The sequence below is a fragment of the Marinobacter sp. genome, assembly GCF_048269445.1.
Classification (GTDB): Bacteria; Pseudomonadota; Gammaproteobacteria; order Pseudomonadales; family Oleiphilaceae; genus Marinobacter.
In genome coordinates this window covers 215,737-235,971 of sequence record NZ_JBLXIQ010000001.1, presented here as the reverse complement: position 1 = coordinate 235,971, position 20,235 = coordinate 215,737, and the positions used below count along the sequence as shown (strand labels likewise).

Below are 20,235 nucleotides of genomic sequence, written 5' to 3'. Positions count from 1 at the left end.
CCCGGGATGAAAATGTAATTCGCAGGACTGAAACATGGCGCCAAGAAGCGCCTGTTTCAAGGTTAACCGAGCGTTGATTCATAGATCGACAATTATCGGAGGGTTAGTCGGCCTGAAGCTGCCAGTACAGGTGCTGGCGTTAACGTACAGGCAGTCGCCGATCTGTTGCTGGCCATGGTCCTCGTGAATGTGTCCGAACACATGAAGTTTCGGTGACAGCCTGGCCACCCGTTCTGCCAGATCATCGCAGCCAGGACGAATGGTGCCCGTCGGTGAAACAATCCTGTCCAGAATGCCGGCCGGGGGCCCATGGGTGATCAGCACGTCGGTGTTGTCTGGAATCTGAGCCCAGCGTTCGGCCAGGGCCTCACCACGGCTCAGGTTGAAAGCCCAGTTGAAGAAGACTGGCGTCCAGGGGCTGCCCCAGAACTTGAGCCCTCCAAGCTCCAGCGGGCTGTCCTGCAGGTAATGTGCGTGGCGCACCAGCTCCCGGGCATCGGCCGGTTCGTCCTGAAAACACCAGTCGTGATTGCCGGCAATCAGGATCTTGTTCGGGTGTGGTAGTTCCGAGAACCACTGGTCCAGATCCTCAAGCTCCTCCAGGGTGCCTACGCCCAGGCAATCACCGGCGTGGATTAACAGGTCCCCGTCGGGCACCTCAATCTGGCGGTGCATGCTGTGGGTGTCGGAAATGCAGACAATTCTCATGGTTTGCTGACCGTCGTTGAGTTTCTTTCGGGCATTCATTCCGGTTCCACGATAGCATTTGCAGCCGGTTATAGGTTCACGCTTTTTCAGTGCGACTCCATGCGATCAATTCCCTGGCCGGATGAGCGTCTATTGAACCGCCTGCGCAATATTCACCTAAGATAACAGTAGAGTGTTTCGCAGGGAGAGGATGATGTATCGGTACAGTCTGGGCGTCCAGCAGTGGCAGTTCCGCTCGCTGGCAGAGCTGATGGCAAAGGCGACACCGGCGCGATCGGGAGACCGGCTGGCGGGCATCATGGCGCATACCGCGGAGGAACGGGTGGTTGCGCAGATGGCCCTGGCCGAATTGCCCCTGAAAACCTTCCTGAATGATGCCCTTATTCCCTATGAACAGGATGAGGTTACCCGGCTGATTCTGGACGATCACGATGCGGCAGCGTTTGCGCACGTTTCTCATCTGACTGTCGGGGACTTCCGGAATTGGCTGCTTGGCGACCTGGCCACTCCAGAGATGCTGGCGCGGATCCGGGCCGGGATTACCCCGGAAATGGCAGCCGCTGTCTGCAAGATCATGCGCAACCAGGACCTCATCATGGTGGCCGCCAAGTGCCGGGTGAGAACCGCCTTTCGCAGTACCATCGGCTTGCCGGGGCGCATGTCGACCCGGCTGCAGCCGAACCATCCCACCGACGACATTACAGGTATCGCCGCCAGCATTCTTGACGGCTTGCTCTACGGCAGTGGCGATGCTGTCATTGGCATTAACCCGGCCACGGACAACGTTGCCCAGAGTGTCCGGTTGCTGCACCTGATGGACGAGGTGATCTGCAAGTACGAGATTCCGACCCAGTCCTGTGTGCTGACCCATGTGACCAACACCCTCGAGGCTATTGAACAGAGGGCGCCGGTGGATCTGGTATTCCAGTCCATTGGTGGTACCGAGGCCACCAACGAATGCTTTGGCTTCAATCTGGCAACGCTGGCGGAAGCCCGTGACGCAGCGCTGTCCCTCAAACGGGGTACCGTCGGCAATAACGTGATGTACTTCGAGACGGGACAGGGCAGTTCGCTGTCTGCCGATGCCCATCACGGAGTTGACCAGCAGACCTGCGAAGCCCGGGCCTATGCCGTGGCCCGCAAGTTTGAGCCATTGCTGGTGAACACCGTAGTGGGCTTTATCGGCCCGGAATACCTGTTTGACGGCCGGGAAATCACCCGAGCCGGGCTGGAGGATCATTTCTGCGGCAAGTTATTGGGCGTGCCCATGGGCTGTGATATCTGCTACACCAATCACGCCGAGGCCGACCAGAACGATATGGACAACCTGCTGACCCTGCTGGGCGTGGCCGGTTGCAACTTCATCATGGGCATTCCCGGCTCCGACGACATCATGCTGAATTACCAGACCACCTCGTTTCACGATGCGCTTTATCTGCGCCGGGTTCTGGACAAGCGCCCGGCACCGGAATTCGAGCAGTGGCTGACAAAGATGCGGATTTTCCAGGATGCCGAAGGCAAGGTGCCGGCGGATGACTTACCGGAAGCCTTCCGGGACAGCCTTGCCCGGTTGCCGGAAGGCCACAGCCATGAATGATCGCAAACCCGTTGTTACCGACAACCCCTGGCGCCAACTGTCCGCCTACACCGATGCCCGGATTGGGCTGGGCCGGGCGGGCATCAGTCTGCCGACTCGGGAAATGCTGGCGTTCCAGCTGGCCCATGCCCGGGCCCGGGATGCAGTGCATCAGCCACTGGATACCGAGCGACTCATGGCTGAGTTGGCGGCGCTGGAAAGTCCTGTTCTGAAACATGGTCCGGTTTATCTTGAGAGCCAGGCCGAAGACCGGATGACCTATCTTCAGCGCCCGGATCTGGGGCGCAGGCTCAGTCACCAGTCCGGTGACCGTCTCGACGAGCTAGGGCACTCGGGGGACGCTCCGGTGGATCTGGCACTGGTGGTGGCGGATGGCTTGTCGTCCTCTGGTGTGCAAAAGAACGCCGTACCGCTGCTGAGCGCCCTTCTGAATGAGCTGGAAGCCGACGCTGATCACTGGGAACTGGCGCCAGTTGTGGTTGTCTCTCAGGGCAGGGTGGCGATTGGTGATGACATAGGCCACCGGCTCAACGCCCGGTGCGTAGTGGTGCTGATCGGCGAGCGCCCGGGTCTGAGCTCGCCCGACAGCCTGGGACTCTACCTGACCTGGGGGCCAAGACCCGGACTGACTGATGCCGGCCGTAACTGTATCTCCAACATCCGTCCGGCGGGCCTGACGGCCTCGGCCGCCAGCCAGCGGCTGATGTATCTGCTCAGGGAGTCGCGCCGCCAGCAGATCTCTGGTGTGCCGCTGAAGGATCGATCGGAAGATTCGGTCATTGAGCAGGGAATAGAGAACTTTCTGTTACGCTAGAGCGTAATGAGCGGATAACTATCCGAAGGAGAGCTCCCCGTGCAGCAAAGCGCGTTCTATGAAAACGATACCACTCTTGCCCAGTATCTGGAGTTTCATTTCGGCGAACGGTGGCACGGCGAGGCCAATTTCCCCAAGGCTCTGGCCGATGCGGCCATGGACGCGATGGATGGCCGGCCGCTGAAACGTGCACTGGATATCGGCTGCGCCTGTGGCAGAACGAGCTTTGAATTGGCCCGCTATTTTCAGCACGTGGACGGTATTGATTTCTCCAATGCCTTCGTGGACAAGTGCCAGGAGGTGGCCCGGGAAAAACGGGTGCGCTATGCCCGCCCCGAAGAGGGTGAGCTGGTGACCTACCAGGAGCGGACGCTGGCTTCCCTGGGGCTGGACGAGGCCGCCAGTCGGGTGGCCTTCCATCAGGGTGATGCCTGTGATCTGAAGCCTGAGTTCATCGGTTACGATCTGGTGCTGGCGGGCAACCTGATTGACCGCCTGTATCAGCCTTCACTGTTTTTGACCACCATCCATGAGCGGATTAACGAACTCGGTTTGCTGGTCATTGCCTCGCCCTACACCTGGCTGGAGGCACACACCCCGAAAGAATATTGGGTCGGCGGATTCCAAAAGAACGGTGAGGATTTCTCAACGTTCGATGGCCTGGCCGAGATGCTGGCGCCCCATTTCCGCCTGCTGTATGAGCCCTGGAGCCTGCCGTTCGTTATCCGGGAAACCCGGAACAAGTTCCAGCACAGCTTTTCCGAGCTGACAGTCTGGGAAAAAGTGAGCCAGTGAAAGGGGCAAGCAAAGGAATAAGGAAAGCAGCAAGGTTTTTCTGGCGGCCGCCGAGGCTGTCATCAAACTGTCACCCGGCAAGCGTAGTCTGAGAACTCATCAGGACGACATGCATTATGTTGTGCATCGTGTGAATGCTTTGACCGGGGACTTCCCCGGTTTTTTTATGCCTGAAAAAAGGACTTGGCAAGATGAGGACCATTGCGTTTTACAGTCTCAAGGGCGGCGTGGGAAAAACCGCGGCCGCAGTGAACATCGCCTATCTGGCCAGCCAGGCCGGCTACTCCACCCTGCTTTGGGATCTCGATCCGCAGGGGGCGTCCAGCTGGTACCTGGCGGGTGCCGACGAGGTGAAGGGGCACAAGCTTTCTCATCTGCTCAAGGGCAAAACTCCTATTGCCGAGTTTATCCACGAAAGCGAATACGCGAATCTGGACTTCATTCCATCCCACACCAGCTTCCGTAATCTCGATGTAAAGCTGGATCAGGAGGACGACGGCAATCTGATCAGCCAGTGGCTGGCGCCTCTCTCGGAAGAGACCAGTCTGGTGATTCTCGACTGCCCGCCTTCCCTGTCCAGGCTTTCCGAGCAGGTGCTCAAGGCCGCGGACGAGGTGTTTGTGCCGGTGATTCCCACCTGGCTTTCCCTCAACAGCTGGAAGCAGTTGCAGGAGTTCTCGAAGGCCAAAAAGCTGAAGCCTTCCAAGCTGCACCCGTTCTATTCCATGGCAGATCGACGCAAGGGGCTGCACCGGGAGCTGATCGACGCCCAGGACGAGATTCTGCCCAAGGGCCTGAAAACCATCATCCCGAACGCCAGTGTGGTGGAGAAAATGGGCGAGGAGGGCACGCCGGTGGAGTTGCTGGCGCCCGGGTCGGTGGCGGCAGACGCCTATCGCAGGCTGTGGAAAGAGATCCGCCGCTTGCTCTGAATTCAGGTGCGGGAGAGCTTGTCCCGGCGCAGCGACCGCTCAAGGCGTCGGTGGTTCTCGGTTCTCTCCGAGAGAACTTTCTGCACATATTGAATGTGGGTGCCAGCCAGTTCCCGGGCATCCTCGGCCCGGTTCTCCATGATCGCCTCAAACAGCAGTCGGTGCTGTTCCGCCAGGCCTTGCCGGGTTTCGGCCTCTCTCTGATACATGCCGCCGATGTTGGTCATCACGTTGCTCTTGAGCATGCTGAACAGATTGCGGATGGTGTGCAGGAGAATCACGTTGTGGCTGGCTTCGGCAATGGCCAGATGGAAACGGGCGTCCGCCGCCCCTTCTTCCTTCAGATTCCGGTCCGAGTCTTTTGCGTAGCAGGCCTGCAGAGTATCGTAGGCGGTCCTCAGGTGGGCCTTGTCCACCTCGGTGGCTCGCAGTGCGGCATAGTAGGCGCAGTCCGCTTCCAGCGTTCGCCGGAACTCCAGCAGGTCCCGTTGGGCCTCGGGCCGGTTTTCCAGCAAGGGAATCAATGGGTCGCTGAAGCTGCCGCCCAGGGATTCGGTCACGAAATTGCCGCCACCCTGACGGCTTATGAGAAGCCCCTTTGCTGAGAGTCTCTGAACCGCCTCGCGCAGGGAGGGGCGAGAGACACCGAATTGCTCCGCCAGAACCCGTTCCGGAGGCAGCCGTTCCCCGGGCTGAAGGGTGCCTTCCAGAATCATAGTTTCCAGTTGTTCCACGATGGTATCTGCTAGTCGGCGTGGTGCGATGTGTCCGATGTCCATGGGTAGTTGCCTCATCTTACGGCTTTCATGATTGGTCATACCAATATCACAAACTCGGTCCTGCCACCAAAGAATGACCTGCAAATCCCTCTACTACGACTGATGTCGCAGAACAAATCTTTGACAGCAATGGGGACTCTCAAATACGTTATAAAGGAAGCGTTGTCAATTGGTCTTACCAATTATGGTAGGCCTCAGTCTGGAGTTCTGTAGAGGCGTTTGTTGATGAGTGCACTGTTTTACGATGCGGCGCCGAACGCGACCCGCGTTGCGCCGGAGCGAGAGGCCGATCGGCACTACCCGGAAAAACCGGAGGCGGTCACCCTGTTTGGCACTTGCGTGGTGGACCTGTTCTTCCCGGAGGCAGGCCTGGACGCCATTCGTCTGCTGGAGAGAGAGGGGGTCCGTGTCCGTTTCCCGAAGGAACAGAGCTGTTGCGGCCAACCCGCCTGGACCTCGGGCTACCGGGACGAAGCCCGGTCAGTGGCCCGTGCCCAGCTGAATATTCTGGACCGGTCAGGGCTTCCGGTGGTGGTGGCCTCCGGCTCCTGCGCCGGCATGTTCCGGCATCATTACCGGGCGCTCTTCGTCGATGAGCCAGATACCCTGAAGCGGGTTGAAGCGCTGGCGGAGCGCACCTTCGAGTTGACCGAATTTCTGCTCAAGGTCTGCCGCGTTCAGCTGTCCGATCAGGGCGAGCCGAGTCAAATTGCCCTTCACACCTCCTGCTCCGCGCGTCGGGAGATGAACACGCACCTCCATGCCCGGGAGCTCCTGGGGCAGTTGGGTAAGGTGGAGCGGGTGGACCATGACCATGAGAGCGAATGCTGTGGTTTCGGTGGTACCTTCTCGGTGCGGATGCCGGAAGTCTCTGGTGCCATGGTGAGAGATAAAACCCGGTCGCTGATCGATTCCGGGGCGGTGGAAATGGTCACCGCCGATGGTGGCTGCCTGATGAACATTAACGGCTCCCTGCAGAAACAGCGGGAGGCCTTTCGGGGCCGGCACCTGGCCAGTTTTCTCTGGGAACGGATCAATGGCACCGGCGAAGGGGAGGTCCCATGAGCCAGCGTATTCCGGTCACCGAACTGGCGCCGGATTTCCGGGGCCGTGCCGAAGAGGCGCTTGCGGACGGACAGCTGCGCAACAATTTCCGCGTGGCAATGGACTCGCTGATGCAGAAGCGGGCCAACGCTTTCCCGGACGCTGACGAACGGGAAGGTTTGCGGGAACTGGGTAACCGGATTAAGGCCGGCGCGCTTTCCCGTCTGCCGGATCTGCTGGAGCAGCTGGAACAGAAGCTCACCGAAAACGGCGTGAAAGTTCACTGGGCAGAGACGCTGGAGGAAGCCAACACCCTGGTTCACGGCATCATCGAAGCCCGCAGCGGCCGCCAGGTGGTGAAAGGCAAATCCATGGTCAGTGAAGAAATGGAGATGAACGACTTCCTGGCGGAGCGGGGCATTGAATGCCTGGAATCGGACATGGGGGAATACATCGTTCAGCTCGACGGTGAGAAACCGTCCCACATCATTATGCCCGCCATCCACAAGAACGCCCGCCAGGTATCAAAGCTGTTCCATGACAAGCTCGGCGAGCCGGAAACCGAAGACGTCAATCAGCTGATCCAGGTCGGCCGTCGGACACTGCGGCAGAAATTCCTGGAAGCGGACGTGGGTGTTTCCGGGGTGAACTTTGCCATCGCCGAAACTGGCACTCTGCTATTGGTGGAGAACGAGGGAAACGGACGGATGAGCACCACGGTGCCGCCGGTTCACATTGCAGTGACCGGTATTGAAAAGGTGGTGGCCAACCTCCGGGATGTGGTGCCCCTGGTGTCGCTGCTTACCCGCTCGGCCCTCGGCCAGCCGATCACGACCTATGTGAACCTGATTTCGGGCCCCCGCAAGCCGAACGAACTGGACGGGCCCAAAGAGGTGCATCTGGTGTTGCTGGATAACGGTCGCAGCGGTGCCTTTGCCGATGCCCAGATGCGCCAGACCCTCAACTGTATCCGCTGTGGCGCCTGTATGAACCATTGTCCGGTGTATACCCGGGTGGGCGGGCATACTTATGGAGAGGTCTATCCCGGTCCCATCGGCAAGATCATCACACCGCACATGGCGGGGCTGCATAAAGTGCCGGATCATCCGAGCGCCTCGTCACTGTGCGGTGCTTGCGGCGACGTGTGTCCGGTGAAAATACCGATCCCCGAGTTGCTGCAGCGCCTGCGTCAGGAAAATGTGAAGAACCCCGGAGAGCCGAAGCTGGTGCGGGGGGGCGGCGCCAAGTTTTCCCGAAAGGAACGGTGGATCTGGCGGGGCTGGCAGATGCTCAACACCCGTCCGTGGGCTTACCGGTTATTCCTCTGGGCGGCGACCCGATTACGTTCCCTGGCACCAAAAAATCTTGGCCCCTGGACCGAGAACCACAGTGCCCCGGTTCCGGCCCGCCGCTCCCTGCACGATCTGGCTGCGGCCCATCTCGGCTCAACGGAAGGAGAGTCACCATGAGCGCCCGTGCAAACATTCTTGGCAAATTGCGAAACAGCCTCGAAGGCACCACACCCCGGCCCGACGAATTTGACGAGCATCTGGTGACCGAGCCCTGGCGGTATGCGCCCGAAGACAGGGTTGCGCGCTTGCGCAGCCTCATGGAAGCGGTCCATACCGAAGTGCACCCGTGCAGTTCGGGCAGCTGGCCAGCTCTCGTGGCAGACCTGCTGGCCCGGCGGAATCTCACCAACCTGCTCTGCGCCCCGGGAACAGGCCACGGTCGGGAGCTGCGCCAGCATTTTTTGGCCACCGGGCAGCCGGTCACTCTGCTGGCCTATGATCAGCCGGTGGAGGCCTGGAAGGAGGATTTGTTCTGGAACGTGGGTGCCAGCTTGACCGGCACCCTTGGCGCCATTGCGGCCACCGGTTCCCTGGTGCTGTGGCCCGACCGGCACGAACCGCGGCTGATGAGTCTGGTTCCGCCGGTCCACATCGCCCTGCTCAAGGCCAGTGAGATCCATGACAATTTGTATGACATGATGGTGTCCCAGGACTGGGCGGCGGGCCTACCCACCAACTTATTGTTGGTATCCGGCCCGTCCAAGACCGCGGACATCGAACAAGTGCTGGCTTATGGCGCCCACGGTCCCCGTGAACTCATCGTGCTGGTTCTCGAGGATGAATGAGTTTTTTCGGCGGCCCGGGTTGCCGGACCGCGGGCTGCATCCTGGCGGTTACTTCATCTCGAAGCCGCATTTGCGCAGGAACTCGCGCATGTGCGGCCGCAGTTTGGTGGTGAATAACGGCGCCAGTTCCTTTGACCAGTTGGATTCCTTGTTGCCACCTGTGCGATCCAGGTAGTACCGGTGCATGGCGTCATCAAAGGCGGCGACCTGGGTTTCGTCCTGGCGGTCGTCGTAGAAGTCTTCCTTGAGGATGCTGGCCAGCGGCAGGCGGGGCTTCACCTCCGGATCCTGGTCGGGATACCCCAGACTCATGCCAAACGCCGGGTAGACGTGCGCCGGCAGCTTCAGAATCTCCGCCACTTCGGCCGGGTTGTTCCGGATACCACCTACGTAGCACAGGCCCAGTCCTTCTGACTCCGCAGCAATGGCCACGTTCTGGGCCATCAGAGCCGCATCCACACTGGCCACCACAAGTTGCTCGGTCATGCCGCGGACTACCTCCGCTCCGGCACGCTCTGCCGCCTCGGTGGATCGTTTCATGTCGGCGCAGAACACCAGAAAATCAGAAGCTTCGGCGACATGACCCTGGCCACCGGCCAATTCAGCAATTTTTCGGCGGTTCTCCGGGTTGACCACGTGAATCACCGAGTAGGCCTGCACATGGTTTGATGTGGCGGCGCACTGGCCGGCACTGATCAATTCCTCCAGCAGCTCCCGGGGGATTTTCCGGTCGGTGAACTTGCGGATGGAACGGTGGGATTTCAGAAGTTTGATCGTCGGATTCATGGGGGCTCTCTTCAGTTACTTTCAGTAAGCATGCGGTAAGTGGCCAGTAATGCCAAATACCGGTGGCTTCGCTCAATGACTTTCCTTAGCAAAGATTACATTCCGGGCTTGAATAATTCGAGCGCTCGTTCTATTTTTAGATTCCGGAGGTTGAGATATGAACAATTCCAACAACACGAACCTTGGCAACACAAACTGGTCTCTGCGCGTTGATGGCAAGATTGCACTGGTTACCGGTGCCGCTGGGGGGCTAGGACACAGCTTTACCCGATGCCTGCTTGAGGCCGGTGCAACGGTCATTGTTAGTGGCCGCCGACGCGAGCCACTGGAATCCCTCAAGGGAGAATTTTCCGAGTACGCCGATCGAATCCATGTTGTTACCATGGATGTCACCGACGAGGCCAGCGTTACTGAAGCGTTTGACACCATGGCTGATGGTATCGCCATCCCGGATGTCGTGGTTTCCAATGCCGGCGTGGCAACCAGCAAGAAGGCGCTGGACCTGACCGGTTCGGACTGGGACCGTGTGATTGATACCAATCTCAAGGGCTGTTGGCTGGTCGGCAATGAAGCGGCACGTCGCCTTTCCGCCATGAATCGGGGCGGCAGTATCATCATGATTTCTTCCATTCTTGGCCATCGCGTCGCCGGCAATGTGGCTCCCTATGCCGCTGCCAAGGCCGGCGTTGAGCAGCTGACCCGTGCCCTTGCGTTGGAATGGGCCCGTTACGGCATTCGCGTCAATGCGCTGGCACCGGGTTACATCGAAACTGACCTGAACCGTGATTTCTTCGCCAGTGAGCCCGGCCAGAAAATGATCCGCCGCATTCCCCAGCGTCGTCTGGGGCAAGCTGATGATCTGGGTGGTCCGCTGCTGCTTCTGGCCTCAGGGCTTTCCGACTATATGACCGGCAGCACCCTCGTGGTGGATGGCGGCCATCTTCAATCCTCGCTGTAAGGAGTGGGCTGTGGACTTCAATCTGAACCCCAAGAACGAGTCTTACCGGAAACGCATCCGGGACTTTGTGGAACAGGAGTTGTTGCCGCTGGAGCAGAATCCGGAGGCTTACGACGAGCATGAGAACATTGCGCTCGACCATCTTGAGCGGATGCGTGCCAAGGCCAGGCAGCAGGGTCTGTGGTGTCTGCAGATTCCTGAGTCTCTGGGTGGCCAGGGGCTCGATATCTCCGGTATGGCGGCCTGTTACGAGGAAATGAACCGCTCCATATTCGGACCGGTGGTGTTCAACTCCGCGGCGCCGGACGACGGTAACATGATGGTTCTGGCGAAGGTGGCGACCAAGGCTCAGCAGGAGCGCTGGCTCAGGCCCATCGTTGAGGGCAAAGTCAGTTCATCGTTTGTCATGACGGAACCACCCCCCGGCTGCGGCTCGGACCCCGGCATGATGCAGACCACGGCTACCCGCAAGGGCGACCAGTGGGTCATTCACGGTGACAAGCACTACATTACCGGCGCTGCCGACGCTTCCCACTTCATCCTGATTGCCCGGACGTCTGACGATGTCCGCAAGGGCCTGAGCGCTTTCCTGTTCCACAAGGATGACCCAGGCTGGGAAATTCTCCGGCGGATTCCGATCATGGGACCTGAAGAGCATGGCGGTCATTGTGAGCTCCGGTTCGATGGCCTGGAAATCCCGGACGAGAACCGGCTTATGGAGGTCGGTGACGGCCTCAAGGTCACCCAGATCCGTCTGGGTACGGCCCGTCTTACCCACTGCATGCGCTGGCTGGGCCTGGCCCGCCGCTCCCTGGAGATTGCCACCGAGTATGTCGACACTCGGGAATCATTCGGTCAGACGCTGTCCCAGCGCGAAGGCGTGCAATGGCTGCTGGGCGAGGCCGCGATGGAGATCCAGATTGGTCGGTTACTGACCATGCACGCCGCCTGGAAGCTGGACCAGGGTGATTTCGCCCGGAAGGAAGTTTCCATGGCCAAGGTCGCGGTGGCCGACACTCTGCACAAGGCGGTGGATACGGCCATCCAACTGTGCGGTGCCCGGGGATATTCCAAGGATACTCCGCTGGAGTGGATTTACCGTTACGCCCGCCAGGCGAGACTGGTGGACGGTGCCTCGGAAATACACAAGATGGTGTTCTCGAAAACGCTGCTGGCGGAGCGTGCAGACTTCTGGCATTGGGGAGTGAAGGCCTGATGTCTGCGCTTGCCGACATCTTCAGCACCTTCATTGTCCGGCAATCCGGTGCCCGGAGTGCCCGGGTTATTGATTTCGACAAGCTCTCCGGGGGCGCCATTCAGGACAACTTCGGGCTAAATCTGGAGCTGGAAGGCGGTAGCCGGCCCGGTCGACAGGCATTTGTGGTCCGCCAGGACGCTCCCTCGGGAGTGGCGGAGAGCCTGTCCAGGCCGGAGGAATTCCGGGTTCTCCAGGCGGCATTCAGGGCCGGGGTTACGGCCCCGGAACCGCTCTGGCTGTGCGAGGACCCTGAGGTCAGCGGGCGGGTGTTCTACGTCATGACCCGGGCGGCGGGGAGCGCGTCTCCTCGTAAACTGGTCAAGGCCGACTTCTCGCAGCAGCAGCGTCGGAGCATCGTACGCCGGCTGGGTGCCGAGCTCGCAAGGTTGCACGCAGTCCGGCCACCGCAGGCGTCGCTGGCGTTTCTGGCGCTGCCCGATCCGGACAATCCGGCCCTGAGTCGGATAGCGCTGTATCGCCGCTACCTGAAGGAAATCGGTGAACCCCATCCTCTGCTGGAGTGGGCGCTGAACTGGTTGGAAGACCATGCGCCGGAGCCGGGCCCAACGGTGCTTTGCCACTGTGACTTCCGGACCGGTAATTACATGATGGACGGTGATGAGCTGACCGCCGTCCTGGACTGGGAATTCGCTGCCTGGAGCGACCCCGGTGAGGATCTGGGCTGGCTCTGCTGTCGCAGTTGGCGGTTCGGGAGTGATGACCGGGAAGTGGGTGGCATCGGAGACAAACAGGACCTTCTGGACGGTTACCGTGAAGCGGGCGGCATCAACCTTGACCCGGCGGCGGTGAGTTACTGGGAGGTCATGGCTCTGGTGCGCTGGGCGATGATCGCATTGCAGCAGGCGCGGCGGCACATGTCTGGAGAACAGCGTTCGCTGGAACTGGCGCTGACCGGTCGCATGGTGGCCCAGATGGAACTCGACCTGTTGAACCAGATTCAGGAACTGGAGGATGGGCAATGATTAATCAACCGGAAACCGCTGACCTGCTCACCGAGGCCCGCCGGGTTTTGCTGGATTCGGTGACCCCGGAGCTTTCGGGCGAGCGCAAGTACCAGACACTGATGGTTGCCAATGCCATGGGTATGGCAATCCGGGAGTTTGAACAGAGAGAGCAGGGCGAGCCGGAGCAAACCGACCGGACCGTGAGGGCATTCCTGGCGGAGCGGTCCCTGGGTGACACTGTCGGTGAACCTGAGGCGGAACTTGCCCTGGCAATTCGGGAGCGTCGTCTGGATGGAGCCGATCCGGCCCTGCGAGCGGTGCTCCGGACCCTCACCGAGGCCCGTTTGCGGATTAATAACCCCGGCTTTCTGAAGCGGTGAATCATGGATAAGTACAATAACCTCGACAAGACCGCGGCCAACCATTCTGCGCTGACACCGCTGAACCTGCTTCAGCGCTCGGCGCAGGTCTACCCGGAAAAGCGGGCAGTCATCGACGATGACCGGTCACTGTCCTACCGTGAACTCTACCAGCGCTGTCGCCAGGTCGGCGATGCGCTTCGTCGCCGGGGTATCAACCCCGGCGACACGGTGGCCATTCTGTGCCCGAACAGCCATGAAATGCTGGAGTCCCATTATTCCGTGCCCATGGCCGGGGCCGTACTCAACTCGATCAATATCCGCCTGGATGCCGCAACGCTTTCCTTCATTCTGGCCCATGGTGAAGCCCGAGTGTTGCTTTACGATACCCAGTGGGAAAACGAGGTTCGGGCCGCCATCGCCGAGCTGGAGGTGCCGCCATTGCTGGTCGCCATCGAGCGCAAGGCGGGGGCGAGTGAGGGTCTGTCGGACCTGGATTACGAGAGTCTCCTGAACGAAGGCGATCCGGAGGCCTCCTGGCAACGTCCCTCCGACGAATGGGACGCCATCACCCTGAATTACACTTCTGGCACTACCGGCAATCCCAAAGGCGTGGTCTATCACCACCGCGGCGCCTACCTGGCGGCCATGACCAACGCCATGGTGTTCAATATGACCGCCGAGACCGTCTACCTGTGGACCCTGCCGATGTTCCATTGCAATGGCTGGGCCTATACCTGGGCTATCACCGCCGTGGGTGGCACCCACGTATGCCTGCGGGAGGTGGACGCCATGGCAATCTACCGCCGGATCGAGGATTACGGTGTCACCCACATGTGCGGTGCGCCAATCGTGATGAACATGCTGCTGCAGGACCTGGGTCGCCAGGGCCTGACACTCTCCCGGCCCGCGCAATTCGCCCTGGGTGGCGCAGCGCCCCCCAGCAGTGTAATCCGCAAGGCAGAGGAGATCGGCTTCCAGATTACTCACCTGTATGGCCTGACCGAGACATTCGGGCCTTCGACACTGTGTGTGCCTCAGCCGGAATGGCAACAATTGCCGCTGGAGGAGCGGTCGGTGAAGATGTCCCGTCAGGGCGTTCCCACCCATGGCCTGGACGAGGTCGCGGTGCTGGATATGGTCAGCGGGGAGCCGGTACCTGCTGACGGCAACGCCATGGGTGAGATCTGTATCCGCGGCAATACCGTGATGAAGGGTTACCTGAAGAATGCGGAAGCCACGGAGAAGGCGTTCAGCGACGGCTGGTTCCACACCGGGGACCTGGCCGTTATGCATCCGGATCACTATGTTGAAATCCGGGACCGGGCCAAGGACGTGATCATCTCGGGCGGCGAAAACATTTCCAGCCTGGAAGTGGAAGAGGTCCTTTACCGGCATCCGAAAGTCTCCGAGGCGGCGGTGGTGGCCATGGCTGACGAGAAATGGGGCGAGGTGCCCTGTGCCTTTGTCAATCCGGTCGATGACGGCGAGGAACCCACCCCCGAGGAGATTATTGCTTTTTGTCGGGAGCACATGGCGCACTTCAAGGCGCCACGAAAGGTGGTGCTTGGTGAACTGCCCAAGACCGCCACCGGCAAGATCCGTAAAAACATTCTCCGGGACTCTCTGTCACGATGACTGGGCTGACCATGGTCAGCAGGAGGTTGCGATAACGCGAACAACGGATTTACAACAACGAAAGCCGGCCCTGATGCAAGGGGCCTGAAAGTTCCAGTGACAACAAAGACAAGAACACAGGAGCATTACCATGAAAATAACAAGCATCAAGAAACTGCTGGTTGCGATGACCGCAGCCGCTACGCTGGGTACCGCTGGTACCAGCTATGCTGAGGATCCGATCCGGATCGGGGGTCTCTACATTCTCTCTGGCAGTGCTGCCACCTACGGCGAGTTTGCCCAGAAGGGCATCAACCTGGCGGTGGATGAAATCAATGGCTCCGGGGGCATTCTGGGTCGCCAGGTCGAGATGGTCTATGAGGACAGCCAGGGCAAGGCCTCGGTGGCCATTCAGGCAGCCCGGAAACTGGTTTATTCCGAGGGCGTCGACGCCCTGGTGGGTCTGGACAGCTCGGGTGTTGCCCAGGGTATGGTTCCGACCATGCCAGAGCTGCAGAAGCCACTGATCATCACCCACGCCGCCACGCCGGACGTCACCGGCAATCTGTGTAACGCATTTACCTACCGCATCAGCGTGAACGTGGCCCAGAACATGAAGGCTGCGGCCCTGGTGGCTGCTGAAACCGATGCCACCAACTGGACCACCATCGGCCCGGACTACGCCTTCGGCCACCAGTCCTGGGAGTTCTTCGGCAATTACCTCAAAGAGATCAAGCCGGATGTGAACCTGATGTCGGAGACCAACTTCCCGCGCTTTGGTGCCGAGGATTTCACCCCGTTCATTGACCGGGTTATGGATTCTGATGCCGAGGGTGTGCTGATTTCGGTCTGGGGTGGTGACCTGGTCAACTTTATCCGCCAGGCCAATACCCGTGGGTTCTTCGAAAAGGACATGGAGGTGATGTTTACCGTTGGTGCCGCGACCGAGGTGCTCTCTGCTCTGGGCGAGGAAATGCCAGAGGGTGTGCATCTGTCGACGCGCTATTGGTATGAAGCCTATGACAACCCCGTGAATGATCGCTTCGTAAAAGCGTACATTGACGCCTACGGCACGCCCCCGAGCTACAACGCCGAGGGCGCCTACGCAGCGATCTATGCCTATAAAAAGGCCATGGAAACAGCCGGCACCACCGAAGGTCCTGCCGTCGCCAAGGCGCTTAGCGGTATGAGCCTGGAGGCACCGAACGGTACGGTGACGTTCCGTGAGGGTGATCACCAGGCGATGGTCAGCCCGAACTGGGGTGTTTCCGGCCCAATGCATCCTGAGCACGGCATTCGCACGCTGACGAACCTGCGGATCTTTGACGGTGAAAAAGTAGCCCGCACCATTGAAGAGACCGGTTGCAAGCTTTGATCTGATTGTTGTTTTTACGCTTGCCGTGGCGCCCTCCCGGGCGCCACGAAACCGGCTCCAATCTAATGAGGTAATCCATGTCTGGCATCGGAGCGGCGTTGCTGAATAGTCTCGATATCGGCCTGCTGCTGTTCATTATCGCAGTGGGCCTGAACATCGTGTTCGGTGTGCTGAACATCATCAATTTTGCCCACGGGGCACTTTACATGCTGGGGGCCTACCTGGCCTTCACCCTGATTAACATAGCGGGAATGCCCTTCTGGGCGGCCCTGCTCCTGGCTCCGGTTGGCGTTGCCATTCTGGCGGTAGTCATCGACCGGGTCCTGCTGCGCTTCATCTATTCCCGGGACGTGGCAGACAGCCTGCTACTGACCTTCGCCATTCTGCTGATCATCAACGAGAGTGTGCGAATGATCTGGGGTAGCGGCATCCATGTGGTCCAGCCGCCGCAGCTGCTTTCCGGTTCAGTCGAGCTGCTGGGCAGTTCCGTGGCCACCTACAGCCTGTTCGTGATTGTCATTGGTCTGTTATTGCTGGCCGGGCTCTGGTACCTGTTCAACCGCACCCGCGTCGGCCGCATCATGCGAGCAGCGGCGCTGGACCGGGACATGGCCGAGGCCCTGTGCATCAATACCCGGCTGGTGGTGACCGGCGTGTTTGCCTTTGGTGCCTGGCTGGCCGCCGTCGGTGGTGTGATGGCAGCGCCCATGCGTGCGCTGGACCCGGGAATGGGGGACAAGATCATTATCGAGTCGTTCATTGTGGTGGTGATCGGCGGCCTGGGCAGTTTCCCGGGTGCCTTGCTCGGCGCCATCATTCTGGGCCTGATTCACGGCTTCGGTGGCCGCTACCTGCCGGAAGTGAACCTGCTGTTGCCGTTCGTGGGCATGGCGCTGGTTCTGTTGTTCAAACCAAACGGCATTATGGGCAAGGGGGCGAGCGCATGAAGACCAAGGTTCTGATGGCCATACTGGCCGTGGTGATTGCCGGGCTGATTGCGGTGCCCTGGATTGCTTCTTATTTCTATGTGTTTATCTTTACCGAGATCCTGATCCTGGGCCTGTTCGCCGCCAGCTTCAACCTCATCTTCGGTTATACCGGCATGCTGAGCTTCGGGCATGCGGCCTTCTTCGGTATCGGCTCTTACGCCATGGCCCTGGTGCTGATTCATCTGCAATGGCCCTTCCTGGCCTGCCTGCTGGTTTCCATGGCGGCATCGGCAGCGCTGGCGTTGGTCATTGGCTTCCTGAGCGTTCGGCTCAATGAGGTGTATTTTGCCATGCTCACCCTGGCCTTTGGCATGATGGTCTTTGCGATCGCCTACCAGTGGCGTTCGGTGACCAACGGCAGTGATGGTCTTGCCGGGTTTACCCTCGGCTCATTCGGGCTCGGCCTTGATCTGACGCTGGCTAATCCGTCGGTCTATTACCACGTAGTGCTGGCTATCGTGGCCATTGCCTCGATAGTGCTTTACCTGATCTGCCGCAGCTCTTTCGGCATGATTCTCAGGGCCATCCGCCAGAATCCCGAGCGGGTATCCTTCGCCGGGCTGAACGTGCGGACGTACCGCTTGGTGGCGTTCGTCATTGCCGGCACTTTCGCGGGCCTGGCCGGTGGTCTGATCGCCCCGTTCCTGCGGGTGGCCAGCCCGGAGCTGCTGCACTGGTCCATGTCCGCCGAACCCATACTGATGGCCATCCTCGGTGGTACCGGGTATTTCCTGGGCCCGTTCATCGGTTCTGCGGCGTTTGTATTGCTGGAAACCTGGATCACCACTTACACAGAATCCTGGATGCTGGTTCTGGGCATCATCCTGGCTATGATGGTGATCTTCTTCCGCAAGGGTCTGCTCGGTACCGCCATTGACTGGTGGATGGAGGTGAAGAAATGAGCAACCCGGTTCTTACCATTGCCAACCTGACCAAACGCTTTGGCGGCGTTACGGCGGTTTCCGGGATCAACCTGGAGGTCATGCCCAAGGAAACCATCGCTATTATCGGCCCCAATGGTGCCGGTAAGACCACCTTCTACAACATGGTCTCCGGCCGGATGCAGCCGACTGAAGGCAAGATTATGCTGGCCGGCAAGGACATCACCGGGATGCCGCCCCACAAGATCAGCCGGCTGGGAGTCTCCCGATCCTTCCAGATCAACAACATCTTCCCCGAGATGACAGTGCAGGAGAACGTGGAAGTGGTGCTGTCGGCCTATCACGGCCACAGCCGCAGGCTGTTCAACATCGCGTCTCGCAATACCGCCATCCAGCAGGAGGCGGTTGAGTTTCTGAAGCGTCTGGGCATCGACAGCCTGAGGGCGCAGCGTGCCGAAGTTATCAGCTACGGCGACAAGCGATTGCTGGAGATCGCCATGGTGCTGGCTACTCAGCCCAAACTGGTATTGCTGGACGAACCCACCGCCGGGATGACCCCGGACGAAACCCGGCGCACCACCCGGCTGATCAAGAAGCTTGCGGACAGCGGTGACTACACGTTCATGATCACCGAGCACGATATGGACGTGGTTTTCAACCTGGCGGACCGGATTCTGGTTATGCACCGGGGCGAGAAGCTCTTTGCCGGTACACCGGAGGAAGTGAAGAGCCATCCGGAGGTTCGTGTTGCGTACCTGGGCGAGGAAGACGACGAGGCGGTCGAGGAGGCCAACCCATGATTCTTGATGTTCGCAATATCCAGACGTTCTATGGTGAGAGTCAGGCGCTCCAGGGTGTTACCCTTCAACTCGACGCCGGTGAGACAGTATGCATCCTCGGCCGGAACGGCGCGGGAAAGAGCACCACCCTGAAAAGCATTATGGGGCTGACACCTCCGAGGTCCGGAGAGGTGATCTACGAAGGCAAGCCGGTCCAGGGCTGGCCGGCGCACCGGATTGCCCGCGCAGGCATCGGGTATGTGCCGGAAGATCGCCGGATCTTTCCCGGGTTGACGGTGCGGGACAACCTGGATGTGGCCGCTTATCAACGTAAGGGCAGTGCCGCGCGCTGGACAGTGGATGGTATCCTCAAGAAATACGAGATGCTGGGCGAGCGGGCGGACCAGGACGGCGCCACCCTGTCCGGTGGCCAGCAACAGATGCTGGCGGTGGCGCGGTCCCTGATGATCCAGCCACGACTGTTGTTGCTGGATGAGCCCAATGAAGGCCTGGCCCCGGTCATCGTGCAGCAGATTGGTGAGCTGATCGACGACCTGAGCCAGACCACAACGATCCTGTTCACCGACCAGAGCGTGCGTTTTGCTCTCAAGCATGCTCAGAGGGCCTATATCCTTGAAAAGGGTCAGGTCGTGCATGAGGCAACCAGTAATGAATTGAGGGCTGATCAGGCCACCCAGGACCGGTTCCTGTCAGTAGCCTGATTAGGCTCATAACCCGCCGCAGGAGCAGGTAGTCGTGGCAGATATGATCGAAAATTACGAAACATTCCTTGGTGACCTCAGCATGTCCAAAGAGGATGTGATTCGTGATGTATACCGCCAGAACAAGGAACGAATCAGCATTAAGAAGGAGGCGACGGCGGTCAAAAATCTGACCCGGATCATCGAGTCGACCCTGCGGCTGGCAAACTCCAAGGGCTTTCATGCCATGACGCTGAGGGACCTGTGCGCGGATTCCGGGTTAAGCATGGGCGGGCTCTATGCTTACATTCGCAACAAGGACGACCTGATCCACCTGATTCAGAGCCACGGGTTCATAATCACCCGCCGGACCTTGCTTCATTACACTGGAGGAGTTCGTGATGTGCGTGACCGTTTGTTTGCCGCGATCAAAGCGCACTTATACCTGAGTGAGTTGATGCGGGCGTGGTTCTACTTTTCCTACATGGAAGCCAAGAGCCTGCCGGCTGCGGAAAAGCGGGATGCGGTTGCCATCGAGCTTGAGATTGAGGATATTTTCCTCAGGGTCATTGAAGACGGTATCGAGGCAGAAGTATACCAGCCCAGGAACGCCCGCCTCGTGGCCTCGATGATCAAGGCTCTGTTGCAGGACTGGTACCTGAAACGTAGAAAATACCGGGATCAGAATGTTGCCGTTGACGACTATGCTGCGTTTGTCCGGGATGTGATTGAAAGCTATCTGCTCTGAGGCCATTGACTCC

21 protein-coding genes are annotated in these 20,235 nt (G+C 59.6%); 18 read left to right on the top strand and 3 right to left on the bottom strand.

Annotated features, from left to right (window positions below; translation table 11 throughout):
• Positions 1–78: 78 nt before the first annotated feature.
• Complete coding sequence (locus ACN0XM_RS01115; RefSeq protein WP_417565502.1) at positions 79–708, bottom strand: metallophosphatase domain-containing protein; 630 nt, start codon at positions 706–708, stop codon at positions 79–81.
• Between the two features lie 190 nt (positions 709–898).
• On the opposite strand from ACN0XM_RS01115, the gene ACN0XM_RS01110 reads away from it, so the two are divergent.
• The 4 genes from ACN0XM_RS01110 to ACN0XM_RS01095 all read left to right on the top strand — a co-directional run bounded on the left by ACN0XM_RS01110 (position 899) and on the right by ACN0XM_RS01095 (position 4,846).
• The gene (locus tag ACN0XM_RS01110; RefSeq protein WP_417565069.1) at positions 899–2,305 is read left to right on the top strand and encodes an ethanolamine ammonia-lyase subunit EutB; all 1,407 of its coding nucleotides are present in this window, start codon (positions 899–901) and stop codon (positions 2,303–2,305) included.
• Positions 2,298–3,119 carry an ethanolamine ammonia-lyase subunit EutC gene (gene eutC, locus ACN0XM_RS01105; RefSeq protein WP_417565068.1) on the top strand — a complete coding sequence of 274 codons (822 nt, stop codon included), beginning with the start codon at positions 2,298–2,300 and terminating at the stop codon, positions 3,117–3,119. The genes ACN0XM_RS01110 and eutC overlap by 8 nt, the downstream gene beginning before the upstream one ends.
• 39 nt (positions 3,120–3,158) lie before the next feature.
• Positions 3,159–3,914: a putative 4-mercaptohistidine N1-methyltransferase gene (locus ACN0XM_RS01100; protein WP_417565067.1), complete on the top strand. Its 756-nt coding sequence runs from the start codon at positions 3,159–3,161 to the stop codon at positions 3,912–3,914.
• A 191-nt stretch (positions 3,915–4,105) separates the two neighbouring features.
• The gene (locus ACN0XM_RS01095; protein WP_417565066.1) at positions 4,106–4,846 is read left to right on the top strand and encodes a ParA family protein; all 741 of its coding nucleotides are present in this window, start codon (positions 4,106–4,108) and stop codon (positions 4,844–4,846) included.
• A gap of 2 nt (positions 4,847–4,848) precedes the next feature.
• Here ACN0XM_RS01095 and ACN0XM_RS01090 read toward each other — a convergent pair whose 3' ends face one another.
• Complete coding sequence (locus tag ACN0XM_RS01090) at positions 4,849–5,625, bottom strand: GntR family transcriptional regulator (RefSeq protein ID WP_417565065.1); 777 nt, start codon at positions 5,623–5,625, stop codon at positions 4,849–4,851.
• 225 nt (positions 5,626–5,850) lie between these two features.
• On the opposite strand from ACN0XM_RS01090, the gene ACN0XM_RS01085 reads away from it, so the two are divergent.
• From ACN0XM_RS01085 to ACN0XM_RS01075, 3 genes are read left to right on the top strand one after another with little or no spacing between them, the layout of a single operon-like run.
• Positions 5,851–6,690: a (Fe-S)-binding protein gene (locus ACN0XM_RS01085; RefSeq protein ID WP_417565064.1), complete on the top strand. Its 840-nt coding sequence runs from the start codon at positions 5,851–5,853 to the stop codon at positions 6,688–6,690.
• Entirely contained in the window at positions 6,687–8,138 is a 1,452-nt protein-coding gene (locus tag ACN0XM_RS01080) for a LutB/LldF family L-lactate oxidation iron-sulfur protein (protein ID WP_417565063.1), read from the top strand. Before ACN0XM_RS01085 ends, ACN0XM_RS01080 begins: the two co-directional genes overlap by 4 nt.
• On the top strand, positions 8,135–8,806 hold the full coding sequence (locus ACN0XM_RS01075) for a LutC/YkgG family protein (RefSeq protein WP_417565062.1): 672 nt from the start codon (positions 8,135–8,137) through the stop codon (positions 8,804–8,806). Before ACN0XM_RS01080 ends, ACN0XM_RS01075 begins: the two co-directional genes overlap by 4 nt.
• A 48-nt stretch (positions 8,807–8,854) precedes the next feature.
• On the opposite strand, the gene nfsA is transcribed toward ACN0XM_RS01075, so the two are convergent.
• Positions 8,855–9,592 (bottom strand): oxygen-insensitive NADPH nitroreductase, encoded by a 738-nt coding sequence (nfsA, locus tag ACN0XM_RS01070; RefSeq protein ID WP_417565061.1) that lies wholly within the window; start codon positions 9,590–9,592, stop codon positions 8,855–8,857.
• A 157-nt stretch (positions 9,593–9,749) separates the two neighbouring features.
• Between nfsA and ACN0XM_RS01065 the strand changes: the two genes are divergently transcribed.
• The 11 genes from ACN0XM_RS01065 (at position 9,750) to ACN0XM_RS01015 (ending at position 20,222) form a co-directional block, all read left to right on the top strand.
• Positions 9,750–10,550, top strand: coding sequence for an SDR family NAD(P)-dependent oxidoreductase (locus ACN0XM_RS01065; protein ID WP_417565060.1), 801 nt, complete (start codon positions 9,750–9,752; stop codon positions 10,548–10,550).
• 10 nt (positions 10,551–10,560) lie between these two features.
• Positions 10,561–11,766, top strand: coding sequence for an acyl-CoA dehydrogenase family protein (locus ACN0XM_RS01060; protein WP_417565059.1), 1,206 nt, complete (start codon positions 10,561–10,563; stop codon positions 11,764–11,766).
• Positions 11,766–12,791: a phosphotransferase family protein gene (locus ACN0XM_RS01055; protein ID WP_417565058.1), complete on the top strand. Its 1,026-nt coding sequence runs from the start codon at positions 11,766–11,768 to the stop codon at positions 12,789–12,791. Before ACN0XM_RS01060 ends, ACN0XM_RS01055 begins: the two co-directional genes overlap by 1 nt.
• A complete protein-coding gene (locus tag ACN0XM_RS01050) occupies positions 12,788–13,153 on the top strand; it encodes a DUF6285 domain-containing protein (RefSeq protein WP_417565057.1) in 366 nt (121 codons plus the stop codon). The genes ACN0XM_RS01055 and ACN0XM_RS01050 overlap by 4 nt, the downstream gene beginning before the upstream one ends.
• A gap of 3 nt (positions 13,154–13,156) precedes the next feature.
• Positions 13,157–14,770, top strand: a complete 1,614-nt coding sequence (locus ACN0XM_RS01045; RefSeq protein ID WP_417565056.1) for a long-chain-fatty-acid--CoA ligase — start codon at positions 13,157–13,159, stop codon at positions 14,768–14,770.
• Positions 14,771–14,900: 130 nt separating this feature from the next.
• Positions 14,901–16,124 (top strand): ABC transporter substrate-binding protein, encoded by a 1,224-nt coding sequence (locus ACN0XM_RS01040; protein WP_417565055.1) that lies wholly within the window; start codon positions 14,901–14,903, stop codon positions 16,122–16,124.
• A gap of 77 nt (positions 16,125–16,201) precedes the next feature.
• The gene (locus tag ACN0XM_RS01035) at positions 16,202–17,071 is read left to right on the top strand and encodes a branched-chain amino acid ABC transporter permease (protein ID WP_417565054.1); all 870 of its coding nucleotides are present in this window, start codon (positions 16,202–16,204) and stop codon (positions 17,069–17,071) included.
• Positions 17,068–18,015 carry a branched-chain amino acid ABC transporter permease gene (locus tag ACN0XM_RS01030; RefSeq protein WP_417565053.1) on the top strand — a complete coding sequence of 316 codons (948 nt, stop codon included), beginning with the start codon at positions 17,068–17,070 and terminating at the stop codon, positions 18,013–18,015. Before ACN0XM_RS01035 ends, ACN0XM_RS01030 begins: the two co-directional genes overlap by 4 nt.
• Positions 18,012–18,794 carry an ABC transporter ATP-binding protein gene (locus tag ACN0XM_RS01025; protein WP_417565052.1) on the top strand — a complete coding sequence of 261 codons (783 nt, stop codon included), beginning with the start codon at positions 18,012–18,014 and terminating at the stop codon, positions 18,792–18,794. Before ACN0XM_RS01030 ends, ACN0XM_RS01025 begins: the two co-directional genes overlap by 4 nt.
• Positions 18,791–19,495, top strand: coding sequence for an ABC transporter ATP-binding protein (locus tag ACN0XM_RS01020; RefSeq protein ID WP_417565051.1), 705 nt, complete (start codon positions 18,791–18,793; stop codon positions 19,493–19,495). The genes ACN0XM_RS01025 and ACN0XM_RS01020 overlap by 4 nt, the downstream gene beginning before the upstream one ends.
• 43 nt (positions 19,496–19,538) lie before the next feature.
• Positions 19,539–20,222, top strand: coding sequence for a TetR/AcrR family transcriptional regulator (locus tag ACN0XM_RS01015; protein ID WP_417565501.1), 684 nt, complete (start codon positions 19,539–19,541; stop codon positions 20,220–20,222).
• The last annotated feature ends 13 nt before the right edge of the window (positions 20,223–20,235 follow it).

Excerpts from the sequence above, each read along its gene's own strand:
- ACN0XM_RS01020 (WP_417565051.1), top strand. The coding sequence starts at position 18,791 with ATGATTCTTGATGTTCGCAATATCCAGACGTTCTATGGTGAGAGTCAG.
- ACN0XM_RS01035 (WP_417565054.1), top strand. The coding sequence starts at position 16,202 with ATGTCTGGCATCGGAGCGGCGTTGCTGAATAGTCTCGATATCGGCCTG.
- ACN0XM_RS01030 (WP_417565053.1), top strand. The coding sequence starts at position 17,068 with ATGAAGACCAAGGTTCTGATGGCCATACTGGCCGTGGTGATTGCCGGG.
- ACN0XM_RS01085 (WP_417565064.1), top strand. The coding sequence starts at position 5,851 with ATGAGTGCACTGTTTTACGATGCGGCGCCGAACGCGACCCGCGTTGCG.
- ACN0XM_RS01080 (WP_417565063.1), top strand. The coding sequence starts at position 6,687 with ATGAGCCAGCGTATTCCGGTCACCGAACTGGCGCCGGATTTCCGGGGC.
- nfsA (WP_417565061.1), bottom strand. The coding sequence starts at position 9,592 with ATGAATCCGACGATCAAACTTCTGAAATCCCACCGTTCCATCCGCAAG.
- ACN0XM_RS01045 (WP_417565056.1), top strand. The coding sequence starts at position 13,157 with ATGGATAAGTACAATAACCTCGACAAGACCGCGGCCAACCATTCTGCG.
- ACN0XM_RS01115 (WP_417565502.1), bottom strand. The coding sequence starts at position 708 with ATGAGAATTGTCTGCATTTCCGACACCCACAGCATGCACCGCCAGATT.
- ACN0XM_RS01015 (WP_417565501.1), top strand. The coding sequence starts at position 19,539 with ATGATCGAAAATTACGAAACATTCCTTGGTGACCTCAGCATGTCCAAA.
- ACN0XM_RS01040 (WP_417565055.1), top strand. The coding sequence starts at position 14,901 with ATGAAAATAACAAGCATCAAGAAACTGCTGGTTGCGATGACCGCAGCC.
- ACN0XM_RS01090 (WP_417565065.1), bottom strand. The coding sequence starts at position 5,625 with ATGGACATCGGACACATCGCACCACGCCGACTAGCAGATACCATCGTG.
- ACN0XM_RS01055 (WP_417565058.1), top strand. The coding sequence starts at position 11,766 with ATGTCTGCGCTTGCCGACATCTTCAGCACCTTCATTGTCCGGCAATCC.
- ACN0XM_RS01110 (WP_417565069.1), top strand. The coding sequence starts at position 899 with ATGATGTATCGGTACAGTCTGGGCGTCCAGCAGTGGCAGTTCCGCTCG.
- ACN0XM_RS01095 (WP_417565066.1), top strand. The coding sequence starts at position 4,106 with ATGAGGACCATTGCGTTTTACAGTCTCAAGGGCGGCGTGGGAAAAACC.
- ACN0XM_RS01065 (WP_417565060.1), top strand. The coding sequence starts at position 9,750 with ATGAACAATTCCAACAACACGAACCTTGGCAACACAAACTGGTCTCTG.
- ACN0XM_RS01050 (WP_417565057.1), top strand. The coding sequence starts at position 12,788 with ATGATTAATCAACCGGAAACCGCTGACCTGCTCACCGAGGCCCGCCGG.
- ACN0XM_RS01025 (WP_417565052.1), top strand. The coding sequence starts at position 18,012 with ATGAGCAACCCGGTTCTTACCATTGCCAACCTGACCAAACGCTTTGGC.
- eutC (WP_417565068.1), top strand. The coding sequence starts at position 2,298 with ATGAATGATCGCAAACCCGTTGTTACCGACAACCCCTGGCGCCAACTG.
- ACN0XM_RS01075 (WP_417565062.1), top strand. The coding sequence starts at position 8,135 with ATGAGCGCCCGTGCAAACATTCTTGGCAAATTGCGAAACAGCCTCGAA.